This is a genomic window from Exiguobacterium alkaliphilum, assembly GCF_018138125.1.
Taxonomy (GTDB): domain Bacteria; phylum Bacillota; class Bacilli; order Exiguobacteriales; family Exiguobacteriaceae; genus Exiguobacterium; species Exiguobacterium alkaliphilum.
The window spans coordinates 1,739,214-1,761,978 of record NZ_CP073101.1 but is presented as its reverse complement, the minus strand read 5'-3'; the positions used below and the strand labels follow the sequence as shown (position 1 = coordinate 1,761,978).

The following is a 22,765-nucleotide window of genomic DNA, read 5'->3' as shown; positions in this document are numbered from 1 at the left end:
CGTTACATCACTTCCTCAATCGCTTTAGTCACGTGTTCATTGGCGATGATCGAATCATCTTCCTGGAGGCCGAAGGCGACGTTCTCCTCGATCCACTCACGGCGATGGGCGACGTTGTCTCCCATGAGCACCGAGACGCGCTTGTCGGCGATGGCGGCGTCGTCTACCGTGACACGGATGAGCGTCCGTGTGTCCGGGTTCATCGTCGTCTCCCATAACTGGTCGGCGTTCATCTCCCCGAGACCTTTGTAGCGCTGGAGGATATACCCCTTCTTATACACTTTGACGAGCTTCTCGAGCGCCTCTTCGTCCCAGGCGTACTCGAACTGTTCCGACTTGCCTTTGCCTTTCGAGATACGATAGAGCGGCGGCAAAGCGACGAACACTTTGCCCGCCTCGACGAGCGGCCGCATATAGCGGAAGAAGAACGTCAGCAGGAGCACTTGGATGTGCGCCCCGTCCGTATCGGCGTCGGTCATGATGATGATCTTATCGAAATTGCAGTCCTCGAGGTCGAAGTCGTGGCCGACGCCGGCCCCGATCGCATGGATGATCGTGTTGATTTCCTCGTTCTTCATGATGTCCTGAAGCTTCGACTTCTCCGAGTTGATGACCTTCCCGCGGAGCGGCAGGATGGCTTGGAACGTCCGATCACGGCCCTGTTTGGCCGAACCGCCGGCCGAGTCACCCTCGACGAGGAACAGTTCGTTCTTGGCGGCGTTCTTCGACGTCGCCGGCGTCAGTTTCCCGTTCAAGATGCTCGAACGTTTCTTCTTCTTGCCGTTACGAGCCTCTTCACGCGCCTTGCGGGCGGCTTCGCGGGCCTGGGCGGCACGGATCGCCTTCTTGATGAGCATCGTCGCCATCTGTGGGTTCTCCTCGAGGAAGATCGTCAACTGCTTCGCCATGACGCAGTCCGAACTCGTCCGCGCTTCCGGCGAGCCGAGTTTCGACTTCGTCTGTCCCTCGAACTGGAGGAACTCCTCGGGGATTCGGACCGAGACGATGAGCGTGAGCCCTTCGCGGACGTCGCCACCGTCGAGGTTCTTGTCTTTCTCTTTCAACAAGCCGTTCTTACGTGCGTATTCGTTCACGACGCGGGTCATCGCCGTCTTGGCGCCGACCTCGTGCGTGCCGCCGTCGCGTGTCCGGACGTTATTGACGAACGAGAGGACGTTCTCGGAGTAGGCGTCCGTGAACTGGAAGGCGAGCTCGAGCTCGATGTCGTTCTCTGTCCCTTCGAAATAGACGATCGGGTGGAGGGTCGCCTTGTCGTCGTTTAAATATTGGACGAACTCGGCGATCCCTTCCTCGTAATGGAACGTCTCTTCCTTGTCAGTTCGTTCGTCTTTCAGCGTGATCGTGAGTCCTTTCAAGAGGAACGCCGACTCGCGCAACCGTTCGGCGAGCGTGTCGTAGTTGTAGGTCGTCGTCGAGAAGATCGAGGCGTCCGGTTTAAAATAGACGCTCGTGCCGGTCTGGCGCGTCTTCCCGGTCTCGAGGAGCGTCGTCTGCGGGATTCCGCCGTCGGCAAACGTCTGCTCGAACAGCTTGCCGTCACGGTGAATCGTCACGACGACCTTGCTCGACAGTGCGTTCACGACCGAGGCGCCGACCCCGTGGAGGCCCCCGGACGTCTTATAGCCGCCTTGGCCGAACTTTCCGCCGGCATGGAGCACCGTGAAGATGACCTCTGGCGTCGGTTTGCCGGAAGCGTGCATCCCCGTCGGCATGCCGCGGCCATGGTCGCGGACCGTGATGGCATCGTCTTTATGAATCGTCACATCGATTTGCCCGCCGAACCCGGCGAGCGCCTCGTCGATCGCGTTATCGACGATCTCGTAGACGAGATGGTGGAGACCGCGATGGTCGGTCGAACCGATGTACATCCCTGGTCGTTTACGGACGGCCGTGAGTCCTTCGAGCACCTGAATGGCGTCTTCATTGTAATTGAATAAATCTGTTGACATTTTCGTCACCTCAATTTCGAACACACGTTCGTTTTTCTTTCCTATTGTATAGCTGTTTTTCGATTCTGGCAAGCCCGCCCCCGACGCGCGAGGCACGTGAAAAAAAGGAGACCTGCCAAGGAGGCAGGTCTTAACCGATCAAGCGGGCGTGCTCGACATAGATGCATCGGTTCTCGACGTAATCGATCCCGGCTTCGCGGGCGATCCGTTCCGCGTCAGCGCTCGAGAGACCGAGCTGGTTAAAGATGAGCCCGACATCCCCGTGTCGGACGGCATCCTCGGCGACCTCGGCCAAATACTCGCTGCGACGGAAGACGTCGACGATATCGATATGGCCAGGGATGCTCTCGACGGTCGGATACACTTTCCGTCCGTTCCACGTCTCGAGCGTCGGGTTGACCGGGATGACGGTGTAGCCTTGCAACAACAAATAGTCGGCAATTTGATTCGCGGTCTTGTTCGGGTTCGAGGAGATCCCGACGACGGCGATTGTCTTCGCTTCTTCGAGCAATCGTTTCAAATGCTGGTCATCCATTCTAGTTTGCCCCCTTTTGTTTACGTTCTCAGTGTACCGTTACCTCATTCCCTGTTTCAAGGTTTATTTTCAGATTCCATACAACTGTAACTCTTTTCTTTTTTTAAAACAAATCAATTGGTTCACTATAAATTATTATGTAAACCATGTTCATTGGCGTCTTTTTCAGTTTCACGAACGGGTGTATGAGAACCGTGCAAACTGGCGCGAACCTGTACGCAATCAAACCTTGCGTGAAATATCTATTTCACGCAAGGTTAACGACCGTTCCAAGCGGGTCGATGGCGAGCGATTGACTCGAATTTCGAGACAAATATGTGCAAATGGAGCCGGTTTCGATATACTGAGTAAAGGAGGTGTTCGCGTGGGGACAACCTATGAGGAACGTCGCGGTACGTTATATAACTATCGCATCACATTATACGGGAACGCGCTCGCATGGTTGATTCATGTCGTGTTCTTCGTCACCTTTTTACGGCTCGACGTCATGTTGCTCGCCTGGTCGAACGTCGCCAGCGTGCTGTATTACACGATTTCGTTTTACTTCGTACATAAACGCTACTATCGGACATTCTTCGTCGGCCTGTTCGTCGAGGTCGTCTACAATGCCGTCATCTCAACGATCGTCCTCGGTTGGGATGCGAACGTTCATTACTTCATCATCATGGTCGCCTATGGCGTGTTCTTCATGCCGAACGTGAATCGAGGTGCGCGCGTCGCGACGACCGGCATCGCCATGGCGATTTACGGCACGCTTTACTTGTTCGTGTCGGATGGCACAGAAGCGCTTGCGCCCGCCTTCGAGCAAGCGCTCGGCTTGTTCTGCCTCTTGTCGACGATCGGGCTCATTGCAGGACTGTCGTTCATCTTCGAAGGATCGGTCGTCGAAGTGACGAACGAGCTCGAGGGGACGAACGAACGGCTGCATACCCTCGCCTCGCGCGACGGCCTGACCGGTCTCTACAATCGACTGACCGGGACGTCACGCATCGAGGAGGGCGTCGCGCGTGCGGTGCAGGAAGGCCGACCGTACGCCGTCGCTCTGGCCGACATCGATCACTTCAAGGCGTTCAACGAGCGGCACGGTCATGATTGCGGCGACCTCGTCTTGCGCCGCGTCGCCACGACGCTGACATGGACGGACGCCGTCTGTGTCCGTTGGGGCGGAGAAGAGTTCTTACTCTTCCTCGTCGGGGAGACAGAGGCCGACATTGACGAACGGCTCGACGAGCTGCGTAGCCGTATCAAATCGACCGAAACGATTTATGAGGGGGCTCGCCTTCACGTCACGATGACGATCGGCGTCGCCCATCGCGATGGCAAAACACTAGAAGCGGTCGAACGCCTCGTCAAGGAGGCGGACGATTTCCTGCGCGCCGGCAAACAGGCCGGCAAGGACCGCGTCATCTCATCGATCAGTTCTTAAAGGAGTGATTCCGTGAATCTATTTCGCCAACTCGGTCAAACCCCTGCCCAAGCAACCGCACGTCGATTCGACTTGAACGGCTACGACCGAATGCCCGACTTCATCCAACGGTTCTTGAACCATCTCGCGGCGAAACACTATTCGAAACAGACAGCTCAGCGCTATTTGTACGATTTTGACGACTTTTTCCGCTGGGTCGAGGCCGTAAGCCTCGTCAAGGTCGACCCGAGGACGGTCGAGGCCGCCTCTTTCGCCGAATTCGACCACGCCGGGGCCGAGGCGTATGCGACGTATCTCGCCCTCGAGCTCGACAACGCCGCGAGCGTCATCAACCGCAAACTGTCCTCGATGCAGTCACTGTTCCATTTCCTAATCGAGACCGGCGTTACGGGGACGAACCCGTTCCAAACTGTGGAGCGCCCGAAACGAGCGAAACGTAACCCCGTCTATTTAACGGAGTCCGAATGGCTCGATTTCTCGACGCTCGTGCGCAGCAACGTCGGTATGAGCGACCGCGAGGCCGCCTGGTACGAGCGGAATCGCGAGCGCGATTTCCTCATCATCCAATTGCTCGGCCTGTCGGGCATCCGCGTATCGGAACTGACGGGACTCGATTGGAGCGACATCGACTTGACGACGAGGTCGATGCGCGTCATCGGAAAAGGCGACAAGGAACGAATCGTCCCCCTCGCCGCCCCGCTCGTGGCACTCCTGACCGAATGGAGTTCAGAACGCGGCCCCGTCTTCAAAAATGACAAGGGAGAGCGACTCTCCGTCCGCACGGTTCAACATATACTTAAGCGTCACATCGATCGCTTGAAACCGTATCTATCGTTCTTGGTACACAAGCAAGTGACGCCGCACAAACTGCGTCACACGTTTGCCTCGCGTCTGGCGATGGCCGGGGTCGATGTCTTGACGATTCAACAGTTGCTCGGCCATGAATCGGTCGCGACGACGCAAGTATATGCCCATATCGGTGATGAGAAAAAAATACAGGCAATAACAGGTTTACTATAATATATTATGTAAACAAAAGACGTGAAGCACCCCCGCTCTCTCGATGAGGACGGGGGTGCTTTTCATAATTGACGTGTCGACAAGATGATAATCGTCTCGTCGAGCACAGTATAATATGCGTTCTCGAACCGTTGGCGTTCGTTCGCCTCGAGGTGGAAGATACTCACGCCTTGGTCACCTTCAGCCGACTCATGGATGAAGTATGTCCCACCGAGCACACGCTCGAACGGAGCCGTGTCGAGGAAACGGGCGCCGGACGTCGCATCGATCAGTTCTGTGTGCTCGTCCGACTCCTCCACTTTGATGAAAATCGTCGAACTGACATCGTCATACGTGAAATCGAGCGGCTCGTAGGCGCCCCAGTCGATGACGGCGACTTCACGCAGTACGTCCGGTGCCGTCAGTTCATAAATCGTCTCCTCGTTCGCCTCGTCGATGAAGGCCGCGAAGCGGAGCTTCCCGTCCCGTTCACCCAAATATTGCACGGTGTCCCCTTCCCCGTGCAGGCGAATCAGGTCATCGAACGGGATGCACTCCGCCTTCGACCAAATCGCATCGACCGCCTCGTCGAGCGAACAAACGAGAATCGCCTCGGAGTGATCGATTGGATCGTCCGGGGAGACGAGACCGGACTCGAGCGCCTCATAATAGTCAAACTCGTCGAGTCGGGCGTTGCAAATGATGTAAGGGACGCCTTCGAACGAAGCCGTAAACAAATACAGCTCGCGGAACCGGCCGGCCTGACCGATGAGACGTTCGTCTCGGATCCGTTCCTGTTGATTCGTCTCTACGTCGAACAGCCACGCCTCGTCCGTCGTCCCATAGCTCGTCAAGAAGAGGAAGTAGCGGTCGCCGAGCACCCAATAGAGTGTACTGTTCCCTCGCTTTTCGAACGTCGCGAGCACGTCCTCTCGTCCAGTCCGATATTCGAGCGCGACAAGTTCTGTCCGGACGACACCCGTACGGTCTGGCGCCTCGTTCAGAAAGTAGACACGCCCATCACTCATGAACAGCTTGGCCATGCCGTAATCTTCATACGTACGTTGATTGATCTCGGTGACGGCCCCGTCCTCCTCGTCGTAACGATAAATCGAGAAGGCGGTCTCGCCTCGCTTCTGTCGGTAATAGACAGACGATTCGGTCACGGCAATCAAGTCTTCGTGCTAATCGGCATCGCGCGTGCATCGACAATTTTCATAAGGCACCTCTTTCGTATGGGGATTCGATCGGTTCGACGGTGACAAGTCCAGGCGGTCGTTTCGGGAACGTGATCCGCAAATAGGCATACTCGATGACGGACTGGTGCGGATCGGTCTTCTCGATCCAGCGGATACGTTGCTGATTGGCAAGGGCGTGCCCGATTTTCTCCTCGATTTGGAACTGGGAGATGCCACGGTAGGCGACTTCTTGGATGTAGGTCGACTCATCGGACTCGAACTGTTGCCAAATCCCCATCACGAGCTGACCGAGCGATGAGACGCGGTCGTCCGGTAGTCGCACCGTCCGTAGCGTCTGCTCGACCTCGTTCAGGCATTCCAATGGGTCATCAGCGACGGCGAACAGCCGTTTCGCCGAGTTGTTCATGACGCGATAGCGGCGTTTGCCGTTCTCGAGTCGGAGCACTTGGGCGTACGGTTCGACGGGCACGCCGTGAAAGAACGTCTCCGTCCCGCCCCAGGCGATACCGAACGACGGATCGAATTTTCGAATCGTCCGCATGAAGGCGAGCATGAAGTCCTCGACTTCCCGACGCTCGAGCCGCAGCCACTCGGCGAGGGCGAGTGCCCCCCGCTCTTTCGGGATGCGGTCGACGGGGAAGAAGAGATCCCCTTCACTCAGCCGGTGCGGACGAAGCTCGGTCCCGTCGGCACGATAATCGGTCGCCGGCCGACCACTCCGCCCCGCATACACGATCCACTCATCGTCCGTGCTCTCGAGCGCGTACGCCTGATGGGCCCAAGGCGGGGTCACGTAAAGGGCGGGAAACTCCTCATACGTCTCTAGATGTAAATAAGACCGGTCGTTCCACAGTTGGGCGAGCAAGCGGACGATCTCCCCCGTCTCCGACTCTTTCGGGGCGATGTAATTCCCGGTGTTTCCGATATACGTCAATAAGTGAAAGCCATAGGCTTGATAGAGATGACGGACGATCCGCTCGAACACCGCGGCGACCATGCGCTCGAACAATGGATGGTCGTCACTGCGGTTCACGGTCGTCGCGTCCACCGTGCACATGAGCCACCCCATCCGTTCATAAAGCCGAATCCGGAGCGGGTAAAAGATGAGCGGAGAGGATGTCGCATGAATCTCGGTCATCCCGATGTTAGCCATATTCTCGACTTGAAGCGTGAAGCCGCTCCGTCTTAACTGCTCCTCCATCTTTTTCTTCCAATTGATCTCCATCATCTCACCTGCTTTCTCCCGCCTCGTCTGTCGGCTCGTTGTGAAATTTTTCCCGTTTCTCGTTTCATACAAACGCGTTTCCTTCGGGTTGTGTCGTCTCACCGATTTGACGGACGAGGCGCTCAATCGCCTCGTCGAGGATGGCGCGGCGTGTCCCGAAGTTGATCCGCTCGAACGTTTGTCCCGATATACCGAACGGTAGCCCAGGGGAGAGGAAGAGACGCACGTCCTGCTGCAACCATTTCTTCCGCTCATCAGGGGTGAGCCCGAGCGCCGCGAAGTCGACCCACAACAGATAGCTCGCCTCCGGCATGAAACAGGTCAGCCGGGGCAACGATTCTTGGATTCGTCCGACGAGATAGTCGGCCTGTTCCTCGAGCTCGGCGCGCAGCTGGTCGAGCCATCGTTCGGCACGCGGGTCGGTATAGGCCGCGACGATGGCCGTGTTCGCGAACGGCGTCGGCAAGACGTGATGCTTGTTCTGGACTTGGATGATCCGTTTTCGCCAGACATCGTCCGGACAGATGATATAGGAAGCGAACAGCCCGGCGATATTGAACGCCTTCGACGGCGCACTGACCGTGATGACGTTCGAATCGAGGCGGTTGAGGGCGACGTGTCGTTGTGTCGGGAACGTCAAGTCCGCATGGATCTCATCGGCCACGACGATGACGTCATGCCGCTTGGCCAGTTCGATGACGCGCTGCAACTCCTCCTCGGTCCATACCCGGCCGACCGGGTTGTGGGGGGAGCACAGCAGGAACAGTTTCGCCTGGCGCATCGACTCCTCGAGCGCGACGAAGTCCATCTCGAACCGACCGTCCACTTGCTCGAGCGGCGCATCGAACAGTTCGCGCCCGAGCCCCGTCACGAGCTCATGGAACGGCGGATACACCGGCGACTGGATGACGACGCCGTCCCCCGTCTCGGTGAGCGCCTCGACGATCTGGGTGAGCCCCGGTACGACCCCGTTCGAGAACAAGACGTGGTTCGGGTCGACCTCGGTCTCGTGACGGCGTCCATACCAGGAACTGACCGCCCGTTGCGCTTCACGTGAGAACAGCGTATAGCCGAACTCCCCGGTCGCCGCGCGTGCTGCGAGCGCCTCGCTGATCGCTGGTGCGGTCCGGATATCGATATCGGCGACCCATAACGGTAATACGTCAGACTTCAAACGGAACCAGCGCTCGAGGCCGTCCCATTTGACCGAGTCAGTCCCGGTCCGGTCGAGCGTTTGATGTAAGATTGATTTCATAGTCATCCCTCCTGTCCTTACTGTATCAAAAATATCAATCGGCTTGTCGGCAAAAGCGTGGCGGTTTTCCGAGACGTGTTCTATAATCGAGCGAGAAGATGAGGGGGTGAGACCGATGACCGTGAAAGTCATCCGCCATAAACGCAGAAAATACGCCGCCTTTTTCGTGACGCCTGAAGGAATCGAGTTGCGCATCCCGGCCCGGCTCCCGAATCGGACGGTCGAGGCCATCTTGCATGACCATAAGGACTGGATCAACGATCGGCTCGCGGCGCTTCCACACGTGCCGGCATTGCCGTCCGATACGTTGTTATTCCAAGGGAAGACGGTGCCGCTCGTCCGACGGAAAAACATCGATACGTTCGCCTTCGAAGAGGACACGTTCATCTGTCCCGACACGTGGGACGAGACGCACGTCCGTGCCGCCTATGAACGGTTCCTTCGTGTCGAGGCGCTCCGTTACGTCACCGCGCGTTCACTCCTATATGAACGGACACTCGGCGTCCGGGCAAAGAAGATTCGCATCGGGCATCAGAAGGCACGTTGGGGCTCCTGTAGCTCGACCGGGACGATCTCGATCAACGTCCGGCTCATGCTCGCGCCGACCAAAGTACTCGACTACGTCATCGCCCATGAATGGGCCCACCTCGTCCACTTCGACCATTCAAAAGCGTTCTGGTCGACGGTCGCCTCGATTTATCCAGACTTCAAATCGGCCACATCCTGGCTCAAGGCGAACGGACATACGCTCCAAATCAAAAAAACCAATTGACGGGGGTTTTCACCCTTGTCGATTGGTTTTTTTAAATTGCACCCGTGAACGCCACCGTCGTGCCGTTCAATGAATCCGCCGATTGCTCGATGCTCGCGAAGCGCCGCAACGTGTCTTCCATGATGGTGACGCTCGCATGGATGTCTTCGTTCGAGCGTGAGACGCCGTCGACGATGGAGGTCAATTCTCGGTTCATCCCGTTCGTGTTCGCCCGGACCTCGATGACGGCCCGTTCTACGAGGCGTGACAAGTTCCGGACCTCGGTCGCGACGACGTTGAACCCGAGGCCGTGTTCCCCGGCCCGTGCCGCCTCGATGGCAGCGTTCAGCGACAACAGGTTCGTCTGGGCGGCGATCTCTTTTATCGTGCTGGCGATTTTTGTGATTTCACTGGCTTGGTCTTGGAGTTTGCCAAGCGTAACCAAATTGACCGACGCGTCCCGTTCGAGTCGTTCAATCGTCTGTTTCAAATGATGGCTCTCTTCCATCCCGCTCCGGGCACGAGCGTCCAAGTCTCCGGCCATGTCTTGGAACGTGCGTGCATAGCGTTCAATCGTCAATTGGCGCTCGGTGATATCCGAAGCGATTTTAACGACCCTAACGACTTCATCGCCTTCAAAGATTGGCATATAGGTCGCCTCGAGCCAAATCGATTCACCGTGTGCATCAATCTGTTCGATTTTGTCACTTGCGCTGAAACCGCTGAACAACTTGTTCCAAAACGCTTGAAGTCAGGACTGCCGACAAATTCGGGCGTGCAGAACAAATGGTGATGCATGCCGATCATCTCGTCTCGACGATATTTCATCGTCTTGGCGAACAAGTCGTTCACATCGACGACGAGACGTTGTCGGTCAAATCGGATCATCGCCATATTCGAGGCGATGGTCGTGAGGACGTCAGGAGCTGTGAGCGTGCGATTCGAATGTTGTGTCATTCCGATTATTCCCACCTTATTATCTCGAATTATATTAGGACTTTATTCCTTTAACGTGCTGGAAATTTTAGTTTACCGTGTGCGAATAGTCCCGGCTAGTGAGGATTTATACAGATGGTCAATATCTTAAACTCGAAGTATTTACCAGTTGTTTACTGCTCATCACAACAAAAGAACGCCCGAAGTTTAGGCGTTCCTGAGGCATGCTATTCAATCCATAAATCTGGAGTGCCGATTGTTGTCCCCGGTCATTCGAACGCCTGCGGGAACAACTCCTCGAACGTCTCCGCCCCGACGCTCGACAGTTTGAACCCCGCACCGGTCTTCATGTCTTTCACAAAGACGTCGACTTTTTTCGACCGCTGTTGGTAACTCACCTCGAACTGTTGCCCGAGATTCCCATGTAGCAGCGTCAAATGCTCATAGTCTTTCGTTTCACCGCTTTTTGTCGAAGGGGTTGCGGTCTCGAGCGCTCGGACTAATCGTTCATAAGCTTCTCCGCTCACGCTGACGGCGTCCGGAAACGGGAGCGGCACATCCGAGTGGTAAGGGTATTTGTGAAGATAAGCGACCGATCTCTCATTTGGATCGTCCGCACCGGTACCCGGCAGACTCGGACGATAACGTATCGACACGGTCTTCGAGCTCTTGTGTCCACCCGTGTCGATCGTAAGGTCGTACAGCGGAATCAATGCCATTGATTCCATATCCCTTTCTTTGAATAGGGGACGGACAGAAAGATGATCTGCACCGTTGAGGAGGATGTCGCTATCTTTCATGACGCTCGTACTGTAGTGAACACCGTCATGGGATAACAAAAAATGAGGAAGATTCGTCAAGGCATCGTAGCCTAATGCCACGAACTTCCGTTGCTCGCCGAACTGTGGATTGAAGTCAAGGGATGGGAAGTCGACAATCTTGTCCCCGATCTTAAACTCGATTGTGCCGCTTAATCCGGGTGAGATGGTCATGAGCGTGTCAGGATATACGCGAATATCGTGTCCTTCCTGATAGAAGGCATCCGGTTCATCTAACGCGTCTCGCTCTCTCTCGGTCGCGAGATTGACGGTCGGAAGAAGTGAAATCTCCATTCCGACTTCGTCTTTAAAATAAGGAGGCCGGTCCTCGAGCTTGGCGGCGCGGTATCCTTCCATTTCGTTCGACCGACAGAGCGCATAGACCGCGTCTCCTTCGACGTACGTCACTTCGGTAAAGGCGTATCCATCATAGTCGTCGGTTACAAACGGGGCACGCGTCGCATACGCCATCCCGAGCACTGAAAACGTCTCACCGTCTAGTTCCGACAAGCGTTCATCGTCTTCGCATAGGTGTAATAACGCTTCCGCGTCGACATGTTGATCTCGTGCGTTTAGTTTAAACTGTTCGGCTTGCCAGTGCTCCTCGATATGGCCATAGCGGACGACGTCCACATCTTCCGAACAACCCGCAGCGACCAACAATAGCGAGAGTGCCGCTAACGTCCGCTTCTTCATGTTCACCCCACTCATTTCTTTTTCAGATCCGGGAAGTACGAGAAGAATGTCTCGGCCCCTGCGCTCGTCAATTTATACGTCCGGTCCGTCAACTGGTCCGTCACGTACACGTCACGCTTCTTCGACCGTTGTTTGAACGAAATGGCGAACTGCTGTCCTTTCAATCCGTCCACAATCGTCAACAGTGGGTACTCACCCGTATCGCCGCCCCGTTTGACGGGCTCGGCCAGTTCGATCGCCTCGATCAGCTCGTTAAAATCGGTGCCTGCCGCCTTGAGGACATCCGGATAGCCGAGCGTCTCGTCAAAGTTGAACGGTCTTTTATGGACGTAGACAGAGGGTGACGCGCTTTGATTCCCCAACTGCTCGTCTGCGAACTGCTGCCTCAAGTCGCGGTCTTCTTCCGTACTGAACGTCCCTTCCCGATACGTGAACGTCATTTCAGACGTCTCGGACTTTCCATCCTTCTCATAATGCAAGGCGAAAACCGGGTAGGAAACGTCCGGCATGAGGGCGCCCGTATCGATCGGTAGCCGTTCAATCTCGAGCGACTCGAAGCGAGGGGCCGCCATCTCCGCATCGAACGTCACTTCGAGTGGTTGGGAAGAGACGGATCCGTCGCCGTATCGCATTAAGATATAAGGTAACGACTCGGTCTCGCTCGACGCGAGCATCATCTGAATGTCCCCGATTCCAGCGGACGCCGGTTCAAACATATGAAGGGGGAACAACGGCGGCCAGCCGTCGATCGCAATCTCGATTTCACCGTAGAGCGCCTGCGAGAACGCGAACACGGCATCACCGAACGGCTCGAGCTTGAACGGATGGTCCTGCAACACATCCGCTTCGAGGAACGCTTTCTTGGCCGATTCTGAGACCGGTAACACGACCGGCGCCCGGTCGACCGGTTGGGAAGTGACGACTTGTTCAGGGAACGATGGAACGACTTCGGCCTGGAGATTCGGCGAGACCATGTCCCGGCAGACTGCGTACAGTTGGTCCCCTTCCACATACGTGACCGCCTTGTACATAAAGTCATCACCTGCGTTCGTGAACGGCGGACGACTCACCACGATCGTGTCGTGCACGGTCAGTTCGCCCTCGAGTGTCGTCGTCAAGTCCCCCGTACACGCCTCGAGTACCGTACCGACGTCCGCCGTTGCCTTCTGATTTAGCGAATAATGTCCGACGATCCAATGTTCATCGATATAATCTAATTTCAGTGCGCTGTCGCGCTCGTCCCCACACCCCGAGAGGACGAGCATGCTCAACGCGATTACAATCAACTTCGGCTTCAATCGTACCGCCCCTTTTTGTTTGATAATCCAATTTTACCATTTACTTACTTTCAATGACATAAGAAAACCCGCCATAGTAGCGGGTGATCTGTTCAGATGCTGTTATCGATGGCGCGTGTCAGTCGAGTCTCGACGTCTCGTGCGATGACTTGGTGTAAATTGTAATTTTATTTTGCATTAAATTTAAGGGGTGCTTTGCACTAATAAATCGAGTAGGAGACTAGCCATTAATTGACTAGTCTCCTACTCGATTTAAAATAGTCCTTTTTTCAATATATAAATACTTTAACTGCCATAAGCATACCCTTTTTCCAGTTCGTCTTTACTTGTAGTTATTTCTATTGTGATATGATCCTTTACACCCGATGTATGGGCAAGCTCTGCAATTTCTTCTTTGATTTCCCTAGTCTTGTTTATATCGGAAGAGTCTATAAGAACCGTAACGATAAGGGCATTTTCTTCTCCGTCCAGTGACCAAATGTGAAAATGAGAGAGGTCCTTTACAGCAGGAATATTGTTAATGGAGTTCGCCAGGTTCTCTACGTTTACATTTTCCGGCGAACCGTTCAATAAAATTTTCATTGTACTGAAAAATTCAGGTACAGTTTTATAGAGGATATAGAGTGCTATCAAAATCGATAAGATTGGATCCAATCGATAAGCCTCGGTAAAGTTCATTACGATACTCACAACCAAGACCCCAATCCACCCTAATACATCTTCTAGCATATGCAGGTTCAACATGCCTTCGTTTTTAGATGACCCTTTGCTTAGAATCCAAGCCGCATATCCATTCAATCCAATAGCCACGAGTGAAAGCCAAAACATGCCACTGTAATTAACCGGTTGCGGATCAATCAAACGTGGGATACTTCGGTAAATCATAAAAAATGAGCCGCCGATCAGTACTACTCCAGTTATCAACGCCCCTAATAATGAAAAGCGGTTATAACCAAAAGTGAACTGTTCATCTTGCTGCTTTTCTGAGTACCCCTGGAAAAACCAAGCGAATCCAATAGAAATGGAATCTCCTAAATCATGAACGGCGTCGGACATAATTGACACACTATTGAAAAGAGACCCAAAGAAAAATTCAATCATGGAAAAAATAAAGTTGGTGAAAAAAGCAATTTTAATATTCTTATTCGGTTGATTTTGGTGCGAGTGATTTTCTTGTTTCTCTGACTTTGAAATTTTAAAAACCTCCATTTAGTTTTATACCTTATTAGCTTTTATTGTTCTTGTTCATTGATATGAGTTAAGACTTGTTCGAGAATACTGAAAACATGAAGATCATCAAGACTGTAAACCATGCTTTTCCCTTCTCTTCTTGCCTTCACTAAACGTGAATCTTTCAATATTTTTAGTTGGTGTGAAATCGCGGACTGTTCCATATCCAATGCAAGCACAATGTTTCCAACACTGAGTTCTTTTTTCTGTAAGAGAAAGAGAATCGACAAGCGTGTAGGGTCACTAATCACTTTGAATAATTTGCTTATTGATTGAATCTTCTCTTTATTGATTGGCGAAGATGTTGATGTATCCATATGCTCTTATTCCTCTCATATGATTTTCCGTTCATATATATAATACCACATGGGTAAAACTGATTACGGCCACGAGTTTTTACCGCCTCTGCCATTTTATTTACCATCAAATGCCATGTTCGGTACCACTCAGTGACATATGTCGACCATCATGTGACTCAAAGTCCGTTGGACAAGGGATTGCGGCATTGTGAGCCATCGATTGCGGACGACTGAGCCACCTAGTGCGAAGAAAAGAGCCATCACTTGGATGGCTCGGACGGTCAGCGTGCTGATATGCCATGGCGTTCCCTCATCGATATTTCACCGTCGATCATGATTTGATAAGAGTCATGGATGATCCGGTCGAGGATAGCCTCTGCGATGGTCTCGTTTCCTAATCGAAGATGCCATCCGCTCGGGTCGATCTGAGAACAGTAGATGGTGGAGACGGTCTTATGGCGCGACTCGGAAATCTCGAGGAGGATCGTCGCCTCGTCAGTCGTCAAGTCGGTCAATAGCCATTCATCGAGGATGAGTAGGTCGACTTTTGTATACTTTTTGAGGAGTCGTCGGTAGCTCCCATCGGCTGCGAGCTTCGCCAGTGTCAGTTCATCCAACAATTCAGGCAGACGAATGTATCTCACCTTGAACGACTGGCGACAGGCCGAGACCCCGAACGCGGTCGCGAGATAGGTCTTCCCGGACCCTGTCGGTCCCTTCAGAATCAAATTGTGGCCGTCCAAGATGTAAGTTCCGCTTGCCAACCTGAGGATCTGCTCTTTGTTCAATCGACGGTCGGCATGGTACTCGATGTCCTCGATGCAAGCATTCGAGTTGATGAACGAGGCAGCCTGGATCAGCCGGTGCAGCTTGCCGTTCTTTCGTCTGGAATGCTCAAAATCGACGAGTAGTGCCAGTCGTTCATCAAAGTCCATGCGTTGAAAATCGCGATTGGATGACTGTTCCTCATAGGCTTCGGCCATCCCGTTCATCTTCATCTCGATCAGTTTGGCAATCGTCTGTTCATTCATCTTTATCAGCTCCCCCATAGTATGCCGCACCACGCATGAAGCCATAGTGATTGTTGGCAGTTTCCGTCTTGCGTTTCAACTCCTGCTCGGCGTCGCTCTTCTTGTTGTTCGACAGGATGCTCTGGATGCCCTTGACCGTCGGTCTGTTGGTTATGGAGACGACCATCTTACAGGCGCGCTCGATCTCATACTTGGAATAACGTCGCTCCAGTTTCTTCAGCGTGAAGATGGATTGGAGTGCCAATCGCTCGGTCTGAGCAGTGCCAAGAAGGAAATCGATCACTTTCAATGTGTTCGGACCGATCTCGTCTGCCCAGTCTTTTGCGTTCTCCGGGGTCTGGTCGATGTAGAGCTTATGGTTGTCGGGCATGTGATCGCGGTTGGTCGATAATTGTCCGAAGCGTCCAATCAGCCGTTTGTGGGAGGTAATCCGCATTTCGTTGAAATACACCTCGACCAATTGCTCGGTCAGTCGCACCTCGACCTGACAGTTGATATATTCATAGGGCACCGAATAAAACATGCTCTCGACGGATATGTGGTAGTCCGGGCGGACCTTCGCGTCCCGCCAACTCGATTGTTTGTACGAATGCTTCGGCAGTGGTGCTAACGCGAACTTTTCCTCTTCCTCGAATGCGGAGAGACGGCTACCGGGTTTCCGGGTGAACGGACGACGGTTGAATTCTTCCAGCTTTTCATGAACCTCACGGTTCAACTCCTCTAGGCTGAAACAGTGGGAGTTCCTCAAGGCGGCGATGATCCAAGTGGAGATGACACCGACGGAACCCTCGACACTCGGTTTGTCCTTAGGTGCGCTCACACGCGCGGGCATGACGACCGTCCCATAATGTTCAGCCATCTCTCGGTATGTCGGGTTGAGGATGAGTTCACGTGACGTGTTTCTCGTGACACCGGTCTTCAGATTGTCAGGGATGAGAATCTGGGTGCTCCCACCGAAATAGCTGTAGGCATGGTTATGGCACGTAATCCATGCAGACAAGTCCATCGAGAGACTCGCCTCGGCATAAGACAATTGGCTACAGGGCAATGTCGCTACGAATATGTATACTTTTACTTTTTCTCCTGTGTCCCGATCGATGATGAACGTGGTTGAACCGGCCCAGTCGACTTCCATCACTTCCCCTGGTTTGCGACGAATCCGGAGCGTAGCCCTATGCTTGTTCGCATAGGCGCTGTAATGTCGGACGAAACTCCGATAGGAGTAAGGAATGCGCTTGTTCGTGCGGCACTCCATCTCGTACTCGTGATGCAGGAGCGACAGGGTGACGTTCGGCTTTGCCAATTCCTTGTGTACATAGTCAAAATCGATCGGATGTCTACCGGAAGATTCAAGCGTCTTCTCAGGGAATAAGAACTCTTCAATCCACTTGTCGGTCATGTCATCATCGAAAGGTCCCATCAAGCCCTTGTCTGTCGCCCGATCAATCACCTCCGTCACTTTCTGACGCGAGTTGCCAGTGCTAGCCGCGATACTTCTCAGGCTCAGCCCTTGCTCCCTAAGTCTTAGAATAGCTAAATACCGAAGCATAAAAAACCTCCCATGTAACGATGTCACACCATTAGGTGTGCACATTAATCATAAGGAGGCAATATGAAGGTTGGTCGGGGCTTTGGCATCACTTGGTAAATTGTTTGTCACTCTTTGGTAAATAAGATTGCAAGACTGGTACATTCTAATGGCCGTAATCAAAAACGATGCAAGTTTTTAGTTTATAGACTAAATTAAGACTTTTGTATTCATAATAGTAGTCCATTTGAACAAGAAGCATCTTGTCTTGACAAAGCTCATACAGTGAGTTAATATGATTTTGTAAACATATGATTTGTTATTCATATGTAAAACGTAAAGATTGCGATTTACATATAGGACAACTGAAAGGAGTCAGAGACAATGGAAATTACATGAATACTTCTCTTCTTTTAGTGGGAATTTGTGTGATTTAATAAGTAAATGAATGGAAATCAAAGGAATTATATAGGAAGGTGATAAAAATGGAAACTATCGAAGAACAACAATCTCAAGAAAAACATAATCACAACCACGACCATGACCATGATCACGGGAAAATGCCAATCGTTTTATACTTTATTGGTTTAGTATTAGCAGTGATCGCTCTATTTTTGAATGAAGATTATCAGTTGCTACAAAACATTTTATTTTCAATCGCTACCATCAGTGCGGGGTATCATGTCATTATTCTTGAAGGCCTTGGGGAAACAATTGAGAACACAAAAGCAAATAATAAGTTCACGCCTAATTCTCATATTTTAATGGGATTAGCGGCTATAGGAGCTTCAGCAATAGGGAATTTTTGGGAAGGAACGTTGTTGATTCTCATTTTTTCAGGCGCACATTTCCTGGAAGATTACGCTGAAGGAAGAAGTAAACGAGAAATCACGAAATTACTCGAAATGAATCCAACGACTGCTCGGTTAATTTTGCCTGATGGGAATACAAAGATTGTTGATGTCAGTGAATTAAAAGTGGGAGATCAACTTCAAGTATTGAATGGCGATCAAGTCCCCATTGATGGCGTCATTTTGTCAGGCTCTACGTCCATTGATGAGTCGTCTATTAATGGAGAAAGTATCCCAAAAGAGAAGTCCAAAGGAGACTACGTTTTCGGAAGTACAATCAATGGAACAGGTACTTTCACAATGGAAGTCACTAAAGAAAATAAAGATACAGTATTTTCAAAAATTTTACAGTTAGTAAACCAGAACCAAGACAACCAAACAAAATCTGCGAGTATAATCCAAAAATTTGAACCGAAATACGTTACAGTTGTTTTAATTGCCATTCCGTTATTCATGTTATTGGCTCCTTTTCTCCTAGACTGGACATGGTCACAAAGTATCTATAGAGGATTGATCCTTTTAGTGGCAGCTTCCCCCTGTGCTTTAGCAGCAGCTACTGTATCGGTAACTTTATCGACGACTTCTAACTTGGCCAAAAAAGGCGTCCTTTCAAAAGGTAGTTCTTACCTGTCTCAATTAGCCGATACTCAAGCCATTGCATTTGATAAGACCGGAACTTTGACCAAAGGAAAACCTGAAGTAACCAATTATTATTTTGCTGATTCCGTGAACGAAGAAAATATGATTGATATCGTGGTAGCTCTTGAAAAAGAATCCAATCACCCCTTAGCAGATGCCATTCTAAGAAAGTTTGAACAAAAAAATCAACTGACTATTGAAGTAGAAAATCAGATTGGTAAAGGGTTGACAGGAGATTACAACGGCAAAAATTATCGGATCGGAAAACCAACTTCATTTGACGAGGTTGCAAATGAATATATTCGTTTAAATAATGAGTGGGCATCAGAAGGTAAGACAGTCGTATATGTAGCAGAAGATGAGTATGTCATTGGACTTATAGCTCTCATGGACGTTCCAAGTGAACATGCAAAAGAAACTATTAAATACTTTAAAGAACAAGGCATACACACCACTCTAATCACTGGCGACTCAGAAATGACAGGAAAAGCAGTTGCTGAACAATTAGGAATAGATGAAGTAATCGCGAATGTCATGCCAGAAGATAAATCTCGAATTATAGACGAGCAAAAAGAGAAATACGGCGTAACAGCAATGGTGGGTGATGGTGTAAATGATGCCCCAGCCCTTGTGAATGCAAATGTAGGGATTGCCATGGGAGACGGAACCGATGTAGCAGTAGAGGTGTCTGATTTAGTTTTAATGCAGAATGACTTATCTAAATTGGTTAAAGCTCATGGAATTTCTTCTAAAATGAATCGTGTCATATGGCAAAACATCCTTTTTTCAATGGCAGTCGTAGCCTTTTTAGTTGTAGTGAGTTTATTAGGTCTAACAGATATAGCAATCAGTGTCACTATTCATGAAGGAAGTACGTTGGTCGTTATTCTGAATGGACTTCGTTTATTAAAATCTAATTAATTCTATCAAAACCCATAAATCTAGGGTATAGTAATAACTGTCTGAAGTTAATATGCCTTTAACGTTCTAAAAACGTTAGAGGCATATTTTTTATAAATTACTTTGTCTCAAAAACAATCGATTATGGGACGATTTTAAATAACAACTTTTATAGACTAGAAGAAGGGTTTTTTAGTGCCAAAACTTTGCTCTTTATCTACGTATCTTTACCCACCCTTTATGATACAATTGAGAAAATCAAAATAGAGAAGGAAGAGGATTATGAGTGGGTATATATATGGGTATGCAAGGGTAAGTACACGATCACAAGAATTGTCTCGTCAGTTGGATTTGCTCAATGAACATAACTGCAACGAAATACTGACCGAAAAAATGACGGGAACCAAAGCTAACCGTCCGCAATTAAATCGGCTGAAAGATAAATTGCGTCCAGATGATACAGTTATCGTGGAAAGCTTCTCTCGTTTGGGGCGCAGCACAAAAGATTTAATTGATCTTGTAAATTACTTTGAAGAACATAATGTAAAGTTGATCAGCTTAAAAGAGAATTTTGATACGGTCACTCCCCAAGGGCGACTTATGATGACTGTGTTTCAAGCATTTAGTCAATTTGAACGAGATTTGATTGTTGAACGCACAAAAGAAGGTTTAAAAAGTGCTCGAGCTAGAGGGCGAAAAGGCGGGCGTCCTCCTGTGAACCAACGAGATATTGAACGAGCAATAAAATTGTACGAAAGTGAGGAATATAGTGTGAAAGAAATTGTTGAGATGACAGGAATCAGCAAGTCAACGCTTTATCGTTACTTGGATAAATAAAAATTGACGATTAATTTTATTTAATCGTGGGAAAGAGGTGTTCTCATGAACCAAGAACTTCCTCCATTAACTTCATATTCAGAAGAACTACGACAAAATGCGATGGATAAATATCAAGTGATTGCCCCTTATCTTAAGCATGAAGAAAGTTTGAGTAATATTGCTGAAGAATCAGGGGTTCCAAAAAGAACTTTATACCATTGGGTAAATCAATATCAACAATCAGGGTTGAAAGGATTGATCCGAAGAAAGCGCTCGGATTCAGGAAGCTTTAAAGTAGAAGAAAATGTACAAGAAGAAATTAAAAAGCTTATATTTGAAAACAAAAAAAACACCTTAACTTCTATTCATCGGAAAGTCTGTAAAATTTGTAAAAAGAAAAATTGGGCCCCGCCTAGTTACAATCAAGTATATGCGATTGCTAAAAATCTGTCGCCACAATTAAAGGAACTTGCTCATAAAGGAAAAAAAGAATATCAAAATAATTATGATTTGGTTTATCGTCGTGAGTCTTATTATCCCAATGAAATATGGCAGGCTGACCACACTCCCTTGGATATCCTTGTTTTAAACGAAAAAGGAAAGCCTGAGAGGCCATGGTTAACAATTATTTTAGATGATTATAGCCGAGCAGTTGCAGGGTATTTCCTTAGTTTTCAAGCTCCTTCTGCTATTCAAACTTCTTTAGTTTTACACCAAGCAATATGGAAAAAAAGCAACTCTGATTGGCAAATATGTGGTATACCTGAAACTTTCTATACCGATCACGGAAGTGATTTCACTTCAAATCATTTGGAGCAAGTCGCAATTGATTTAAAAATCAATCTTATTTTTTCTACGGTAGGTATGCCAAGAGGACGGGGGAAAATAGAACGTTTCTTTTTAACAATTAATCAATTATTTTTGCAAGATTTACCAGGTTACATTGGGAATCAAAATACTTTAAATCTTCTTACGATAAAAGAGCTTGATTAGAAATTAGCGCATTTTATTATATATGACTATCACCATAGAGTGCATGGCACTACAAAACAGGAACCTATAAAGATGTGGAATAATTCAGGATTTCTTCCTCATCAACCAGATAGTCTAGAAAGTTTAGATTTATTGTTATTAAATGTTGGAAAGCCAAGAAAAGTTCATTCTGATGGAATTCACTTCCAAGGTTTAAGATATATTGACACCAATTTAGCAGCTTATGTAGGTGAAACTGTTATCATTCGATATGATCCAAGAGATATTGCTGAGATTCGTGTATTTTACAAAGACCAATATTTATGTACGGCAATTTCTCCTGAAATTTCTGATTACGAAGTCGATTTAAAAGAGATTGTTGCGGCACGTAATAAAGCACGGAAAAACCTTGAAAATCAGCTCCATTCTGGAAATAATATTGCGGAAGAACTTATTTCATCTAAGCAGAAAGAGTTAGATAATCCTGTAAACAAAAAAGATTCTAAGAAGTCAAAAATTAAGAGGTATTACAATGAATAAAACACCCTATTTTATTGAAACAAAAGAATATAAACGCTTTGTAGAATTTTGTCAGGCATGTATCAAATACAAATATATCGGAATTTGTTATGGATTACCCGGAGTTGGGAAAACTTTATCCGCTAAGCAATATTCAAATTGGAATTGGGTCGAAAAACAAATTGATTACAAAAAATCGGAAGAAATCGGAATGAATGCAGATGAAAAAATCCTTGAAGCGAAAACAATATTTTACACCGCTCCAGCCATACGGGCGACTAAAATGACGAATGAAATCGATATGATCGGTGGTAAAATGGGTATGGTTAAAAGTATGTATAGAGTTCTTCAGTTAGGAGCAGAAGAAAAATACTCAACGAATGTGTATGAAGAAATTGATCTCATTATTATTGATGAAATAGATCGATTAAAAGTACAGCATTTAGAACAATTAAGAGATATTTATGACCAAAAAGATGTGGCTATGATCTTTATTGGAATGCCGGGTATAGAAAAGCGATTGGCTCGTTATCCTCAACTCTACTCGAGAATAGGTTTTGCCCATGAATTTGACAGATTGAGTAAAGACGAGATCCACCATATTCTGGAATACAAATGGGAAGAGTTAGGATTATCTGTCCAACTGGAAGATTTTGCTAATTATGAAGCTGTCACTAGTATTATTAAAATTACCAGTGGAAACTTTCGACTTATCCAAAGACTTTTCACCCAAATCGAAAGAATATTAGAAATCAATAACCTTGAAACTATCACGACAGAAGTAGTGGAAGCTGCACGAGATAGTTTAGTCATTGGAGTAAAATAAGTAATAAAAAGGACTATTTCATTTAGCGAAATAGTCTTTTTTT

The 22,765-nt window shown here is 49.3% G+C and carries 19 protein-coding genes and 2 pseudogenes; 8 read left to right on the top strand and 13 right to left on the bottom strand.

The window, feature by feature from the left end:
- Positions 1–2: 2 nt before the first annotated feature.
- A complete protein-coding gene (parE, locus tag KB235_RS09065; protein ID WP_211779448.1) occupies positions 3–1,970 on the bottom strand; it encodes a DNA topoisomerase IV subunit B in 1,968 nt (655 codons plus the stop codon).
- A gap of 130 nt (positions 1,971–2,100) precedes the next feature.
- A complete protein-coding gene (locus KB235_RS09060) occupies positions 2,101–2,505 on the bottom strand; it encodes a CoA-binding protein (protein ID WP_211779447.1) in 405 nt (134 codons plus the stop codon).
- A gap of 364 nt (positions 2,506–2,869) precedes the next feature.
- On the opposite strand from KB235_RS09060, the gene KB235_RS09055 reads away from it, so the two are divergent.
- Positions 2,870–3,931: a GGDEF domain-containing protein gene (locus tag KB235_RS09055; protein WP_211779446.1), complete on the top strand. Its 1,062-nt coding sequence runs from the start codon at positions 2,870–2,872 to the stop codon at positions 3,929–3,931.
- A gap of 12 nt (positions 3,932–3,943) precedes the next feature.
- Positions 3,944–4,951, top strand: coding sequence for a tyrosine-type recombinase/integrase (locus tag KB235_RS09050; protein WP_211779445.1), 1,008 nt, complete (start codon positions 3,944–3,946; stop codon positions 4,949–4,951).
- Between the two features lie 62 nt (positions 4,952–5,013).
- Here the strand turns inward: KB235_RS09050 and KB235_RS09045 are convergent, their stop codons facing one another.
- Positions 5,014–6,096 (bottom strand): hypothetical protein, encoded by a 1,083-nt coding sequence (locus KB235_RS09045; RefSeq protein ID WP_211779444.1) that lies wholly within the window; start codon positions 6,094–6,096, stop codon positions 5,014–5,016.
- Here KB235_RS09045 and KB235_RS15830 point away from each other — a divergent pair.
- A pseudogene (locus tag KB235_RS15830) lies at positions 6,087–6,143 on the top strand (hypothetical protein); the annotation flags it as partial. The gene KB235_RS09045 and the pseudogene KB235_RS15830 overlap by 10 nt on opposite strands.
- 2 nt (positions 6,144–6,145) lie before the next feature.
- On the opposite strand, the gene KB235_RS15675 reads toward KB235_RS15830, so the two are convergent.
- Both KB235_RS15675 and KB235_RS09035 read right to left on the bottom strand, forming a co-directional pair.
- Positions 6,146–7,354: a hypothetical protein gene (locus tag KB235_RS15675; RefSeq protein WP_246514169.1), complete on the bottom strand. Its 1,209-nt coding sequence runs from the start codon at positions 7,352–7,354 to the stop codon at positions 6,146–6,148.
- A gap of 64 nt (positions 7,355–7,418) precedes the next feature.
- Positions 7,419–8,609: a MalY/PatB family protein gene (locus KB235_RS09035; protein WP_211779443.1), complete on the bottom strand. Its 1,191-nt coding sequence runs from the start codon at positions 8,607–8,609 to the stop codon at positions 7,419–7,421.
- A gap of 115 nt (positions 8,610–8,724) precedes the next feature.
- On the opposite strand from KB235_RS09035, the gene KB235_RS09030 reads away from it, so the two are divergent.
- Positions 8,725–9,381, top strand: a complete 657-nt coding sequence (locus KB235_RS09030) for a M48 family metallopeptidase (protein ID WP_211779442.1) — start codon at positions 8,725–8,727, stop codon at positions 9,379–9,381.
- A gap of 31 nt (positions 9,382–9,412) precedes the next feature.
- Here the strand turns inward: KB235_RS09030 and KB235_RS15770 are convergent, their stop codons facing one another.
- The 8 genes from KB235_RS15770 to istA form a co-directional block, all read right to left on the bottom strand.
- Positions 9,413–10,009, bottom strand: a complete 597-nt coding sequence (locus KB235_RS15770) for a methyl-accepting chemotaxis protein (RefSeq protein ID WP_276514396.1) — start codon at positions 10,007–10,009, stop codon at positions 9,413–9,415.
- Positions 9,937–10,317, bottom strand: coding sequence for a hypothetical protein (locus KB235_RS15665; protein ID WP_246514167.1), 381 nt, complete (start codon positions 10,315–10,317; stop codon positions 9,937–9,939). The genes KB235_RS15770 and KB235_RS15665 overlap by 73 nt, the downstream gene beginning before the upstream one ends.
- Before the next feature lie 248 nt (positions 10,318–10,565).
- Positions 10,566–11,810, bottom strand: a complete 1,245-nt coding sequence (locus tag KB235_RS09020) for a hypothetical protein (protein ID WP_211779441.1) — start codon at positions 11,808–11,810, stop codon at positions 10,566–10,568.
- Positions 11,811–11,821: 11 nt separating this feature from the next.
- Positions 11,822–13,108: a hypothetical protein gene (locus KB235_RS09015; protein WP_211779440.1), complete on the bottom strand. Its 1,287-nt coding sequence runs from the start codon at positions 13,106–13,108 to the stop codon at positions 11,822–11,824.
- A 285-nt stretch (positions 13,109–13,393) separates the two neighbouring features.
- Positions 13,394–14,317, bottom strand: a complete 924-nt coding sequence (locus KB235_RS09010; protein ID WP_211779439.1) for a cation diffusion facilitator family transporter — start codon at positions 14,315–14,317, stop codon at positions 13,394–13,396.
- A gap of 23 nt (positions 14,318–14,340) precedes the next feature.
- Positions 14,341–14,655, bottom strand: a complete 315-nt coding sequence (locus KB235_RS09005) for an ArsR/SmtB family transcription factor (protein WP_211779438.1) — start codon at positions 14,653–14,655, stop codon at positions 14,341–14,343.
- A gap of 263 nt (positions 14,656–14,918) precedes the next feature.
- Complete coding sequence (gene istB, locus KB235_RS09000) at positions 14,919–15,668, bottom strand: IS21-like element helper ATPase IstB (RefSeq protein WP_211779437.1); 750 nt, start codon at positions 15,666–15,668, stop codon at positions 14,919–14,921.
- Entirely contained in the window at positions 15,661–17,217 is a 1,557-nt protein-coding gene (istA, locus tag KB235_RS08995) for an IS21 family transposase (RefSeq protein ID WP_211779436.1), read from the bottom strand. Before istA ends, istB begins: the two co-directional genes overlap by 8 nt.
- Before the next feature lie 464 nt (positions 17,218–17,681).
- On the opposite strand from istA, the gene KB235_RS08990 reads away from it, so the two are divergent.
- From KB235_RS08990 to KB235_RS08975, 4 genes and pseudogenes are all read left to right on the top strand, one after another.
- On the top strand, positions 17,682–19,607 hold the full coding sequence (locus tag KB235_RS08990) for a heavy metal translocating P-type ATPase (RefSeq protein WP_211779435.1): 1,926 nt from the start codon (positions 17,682–17,684) through the stop codon (positions 19,605–19,607).
- A gap of 261 nt (positions 19,608–19,868) precedes the next feature.
- Complete coding sequence (locus tag KB235_RS08985; RefSeq protein ID WP_211779434.1) at positions 19,869–20,423, top strand: recombinase family protein; 555 nt, start codon at positions 19,869–19,871, stop codon at positions 20,421–20,423.
- 45 nt (positions 20,424–20,468) lie between these two features.
- Positions 20,469–21,917, top strand: a pseudogene (locus KB235_RS15795) (transposase).
- Positions 21,910–22,722, top strand: a complete 813-nt coding sequence (locus tag KB235_RS08975) for an AAA family ATPase (protein ID WP_002316690.1) — start codon at positions 21,910–21,912, stop codon at positions 22,720–22,722. The pseudogene KB235_RS15795 and the gene KB235_RS08975 overlap by 8 nt, the downstream one beginning before the upstream one ends.
- The last annotated feature ends 43 nt before the right edge of the window (positions 22,723–22,765 follow it).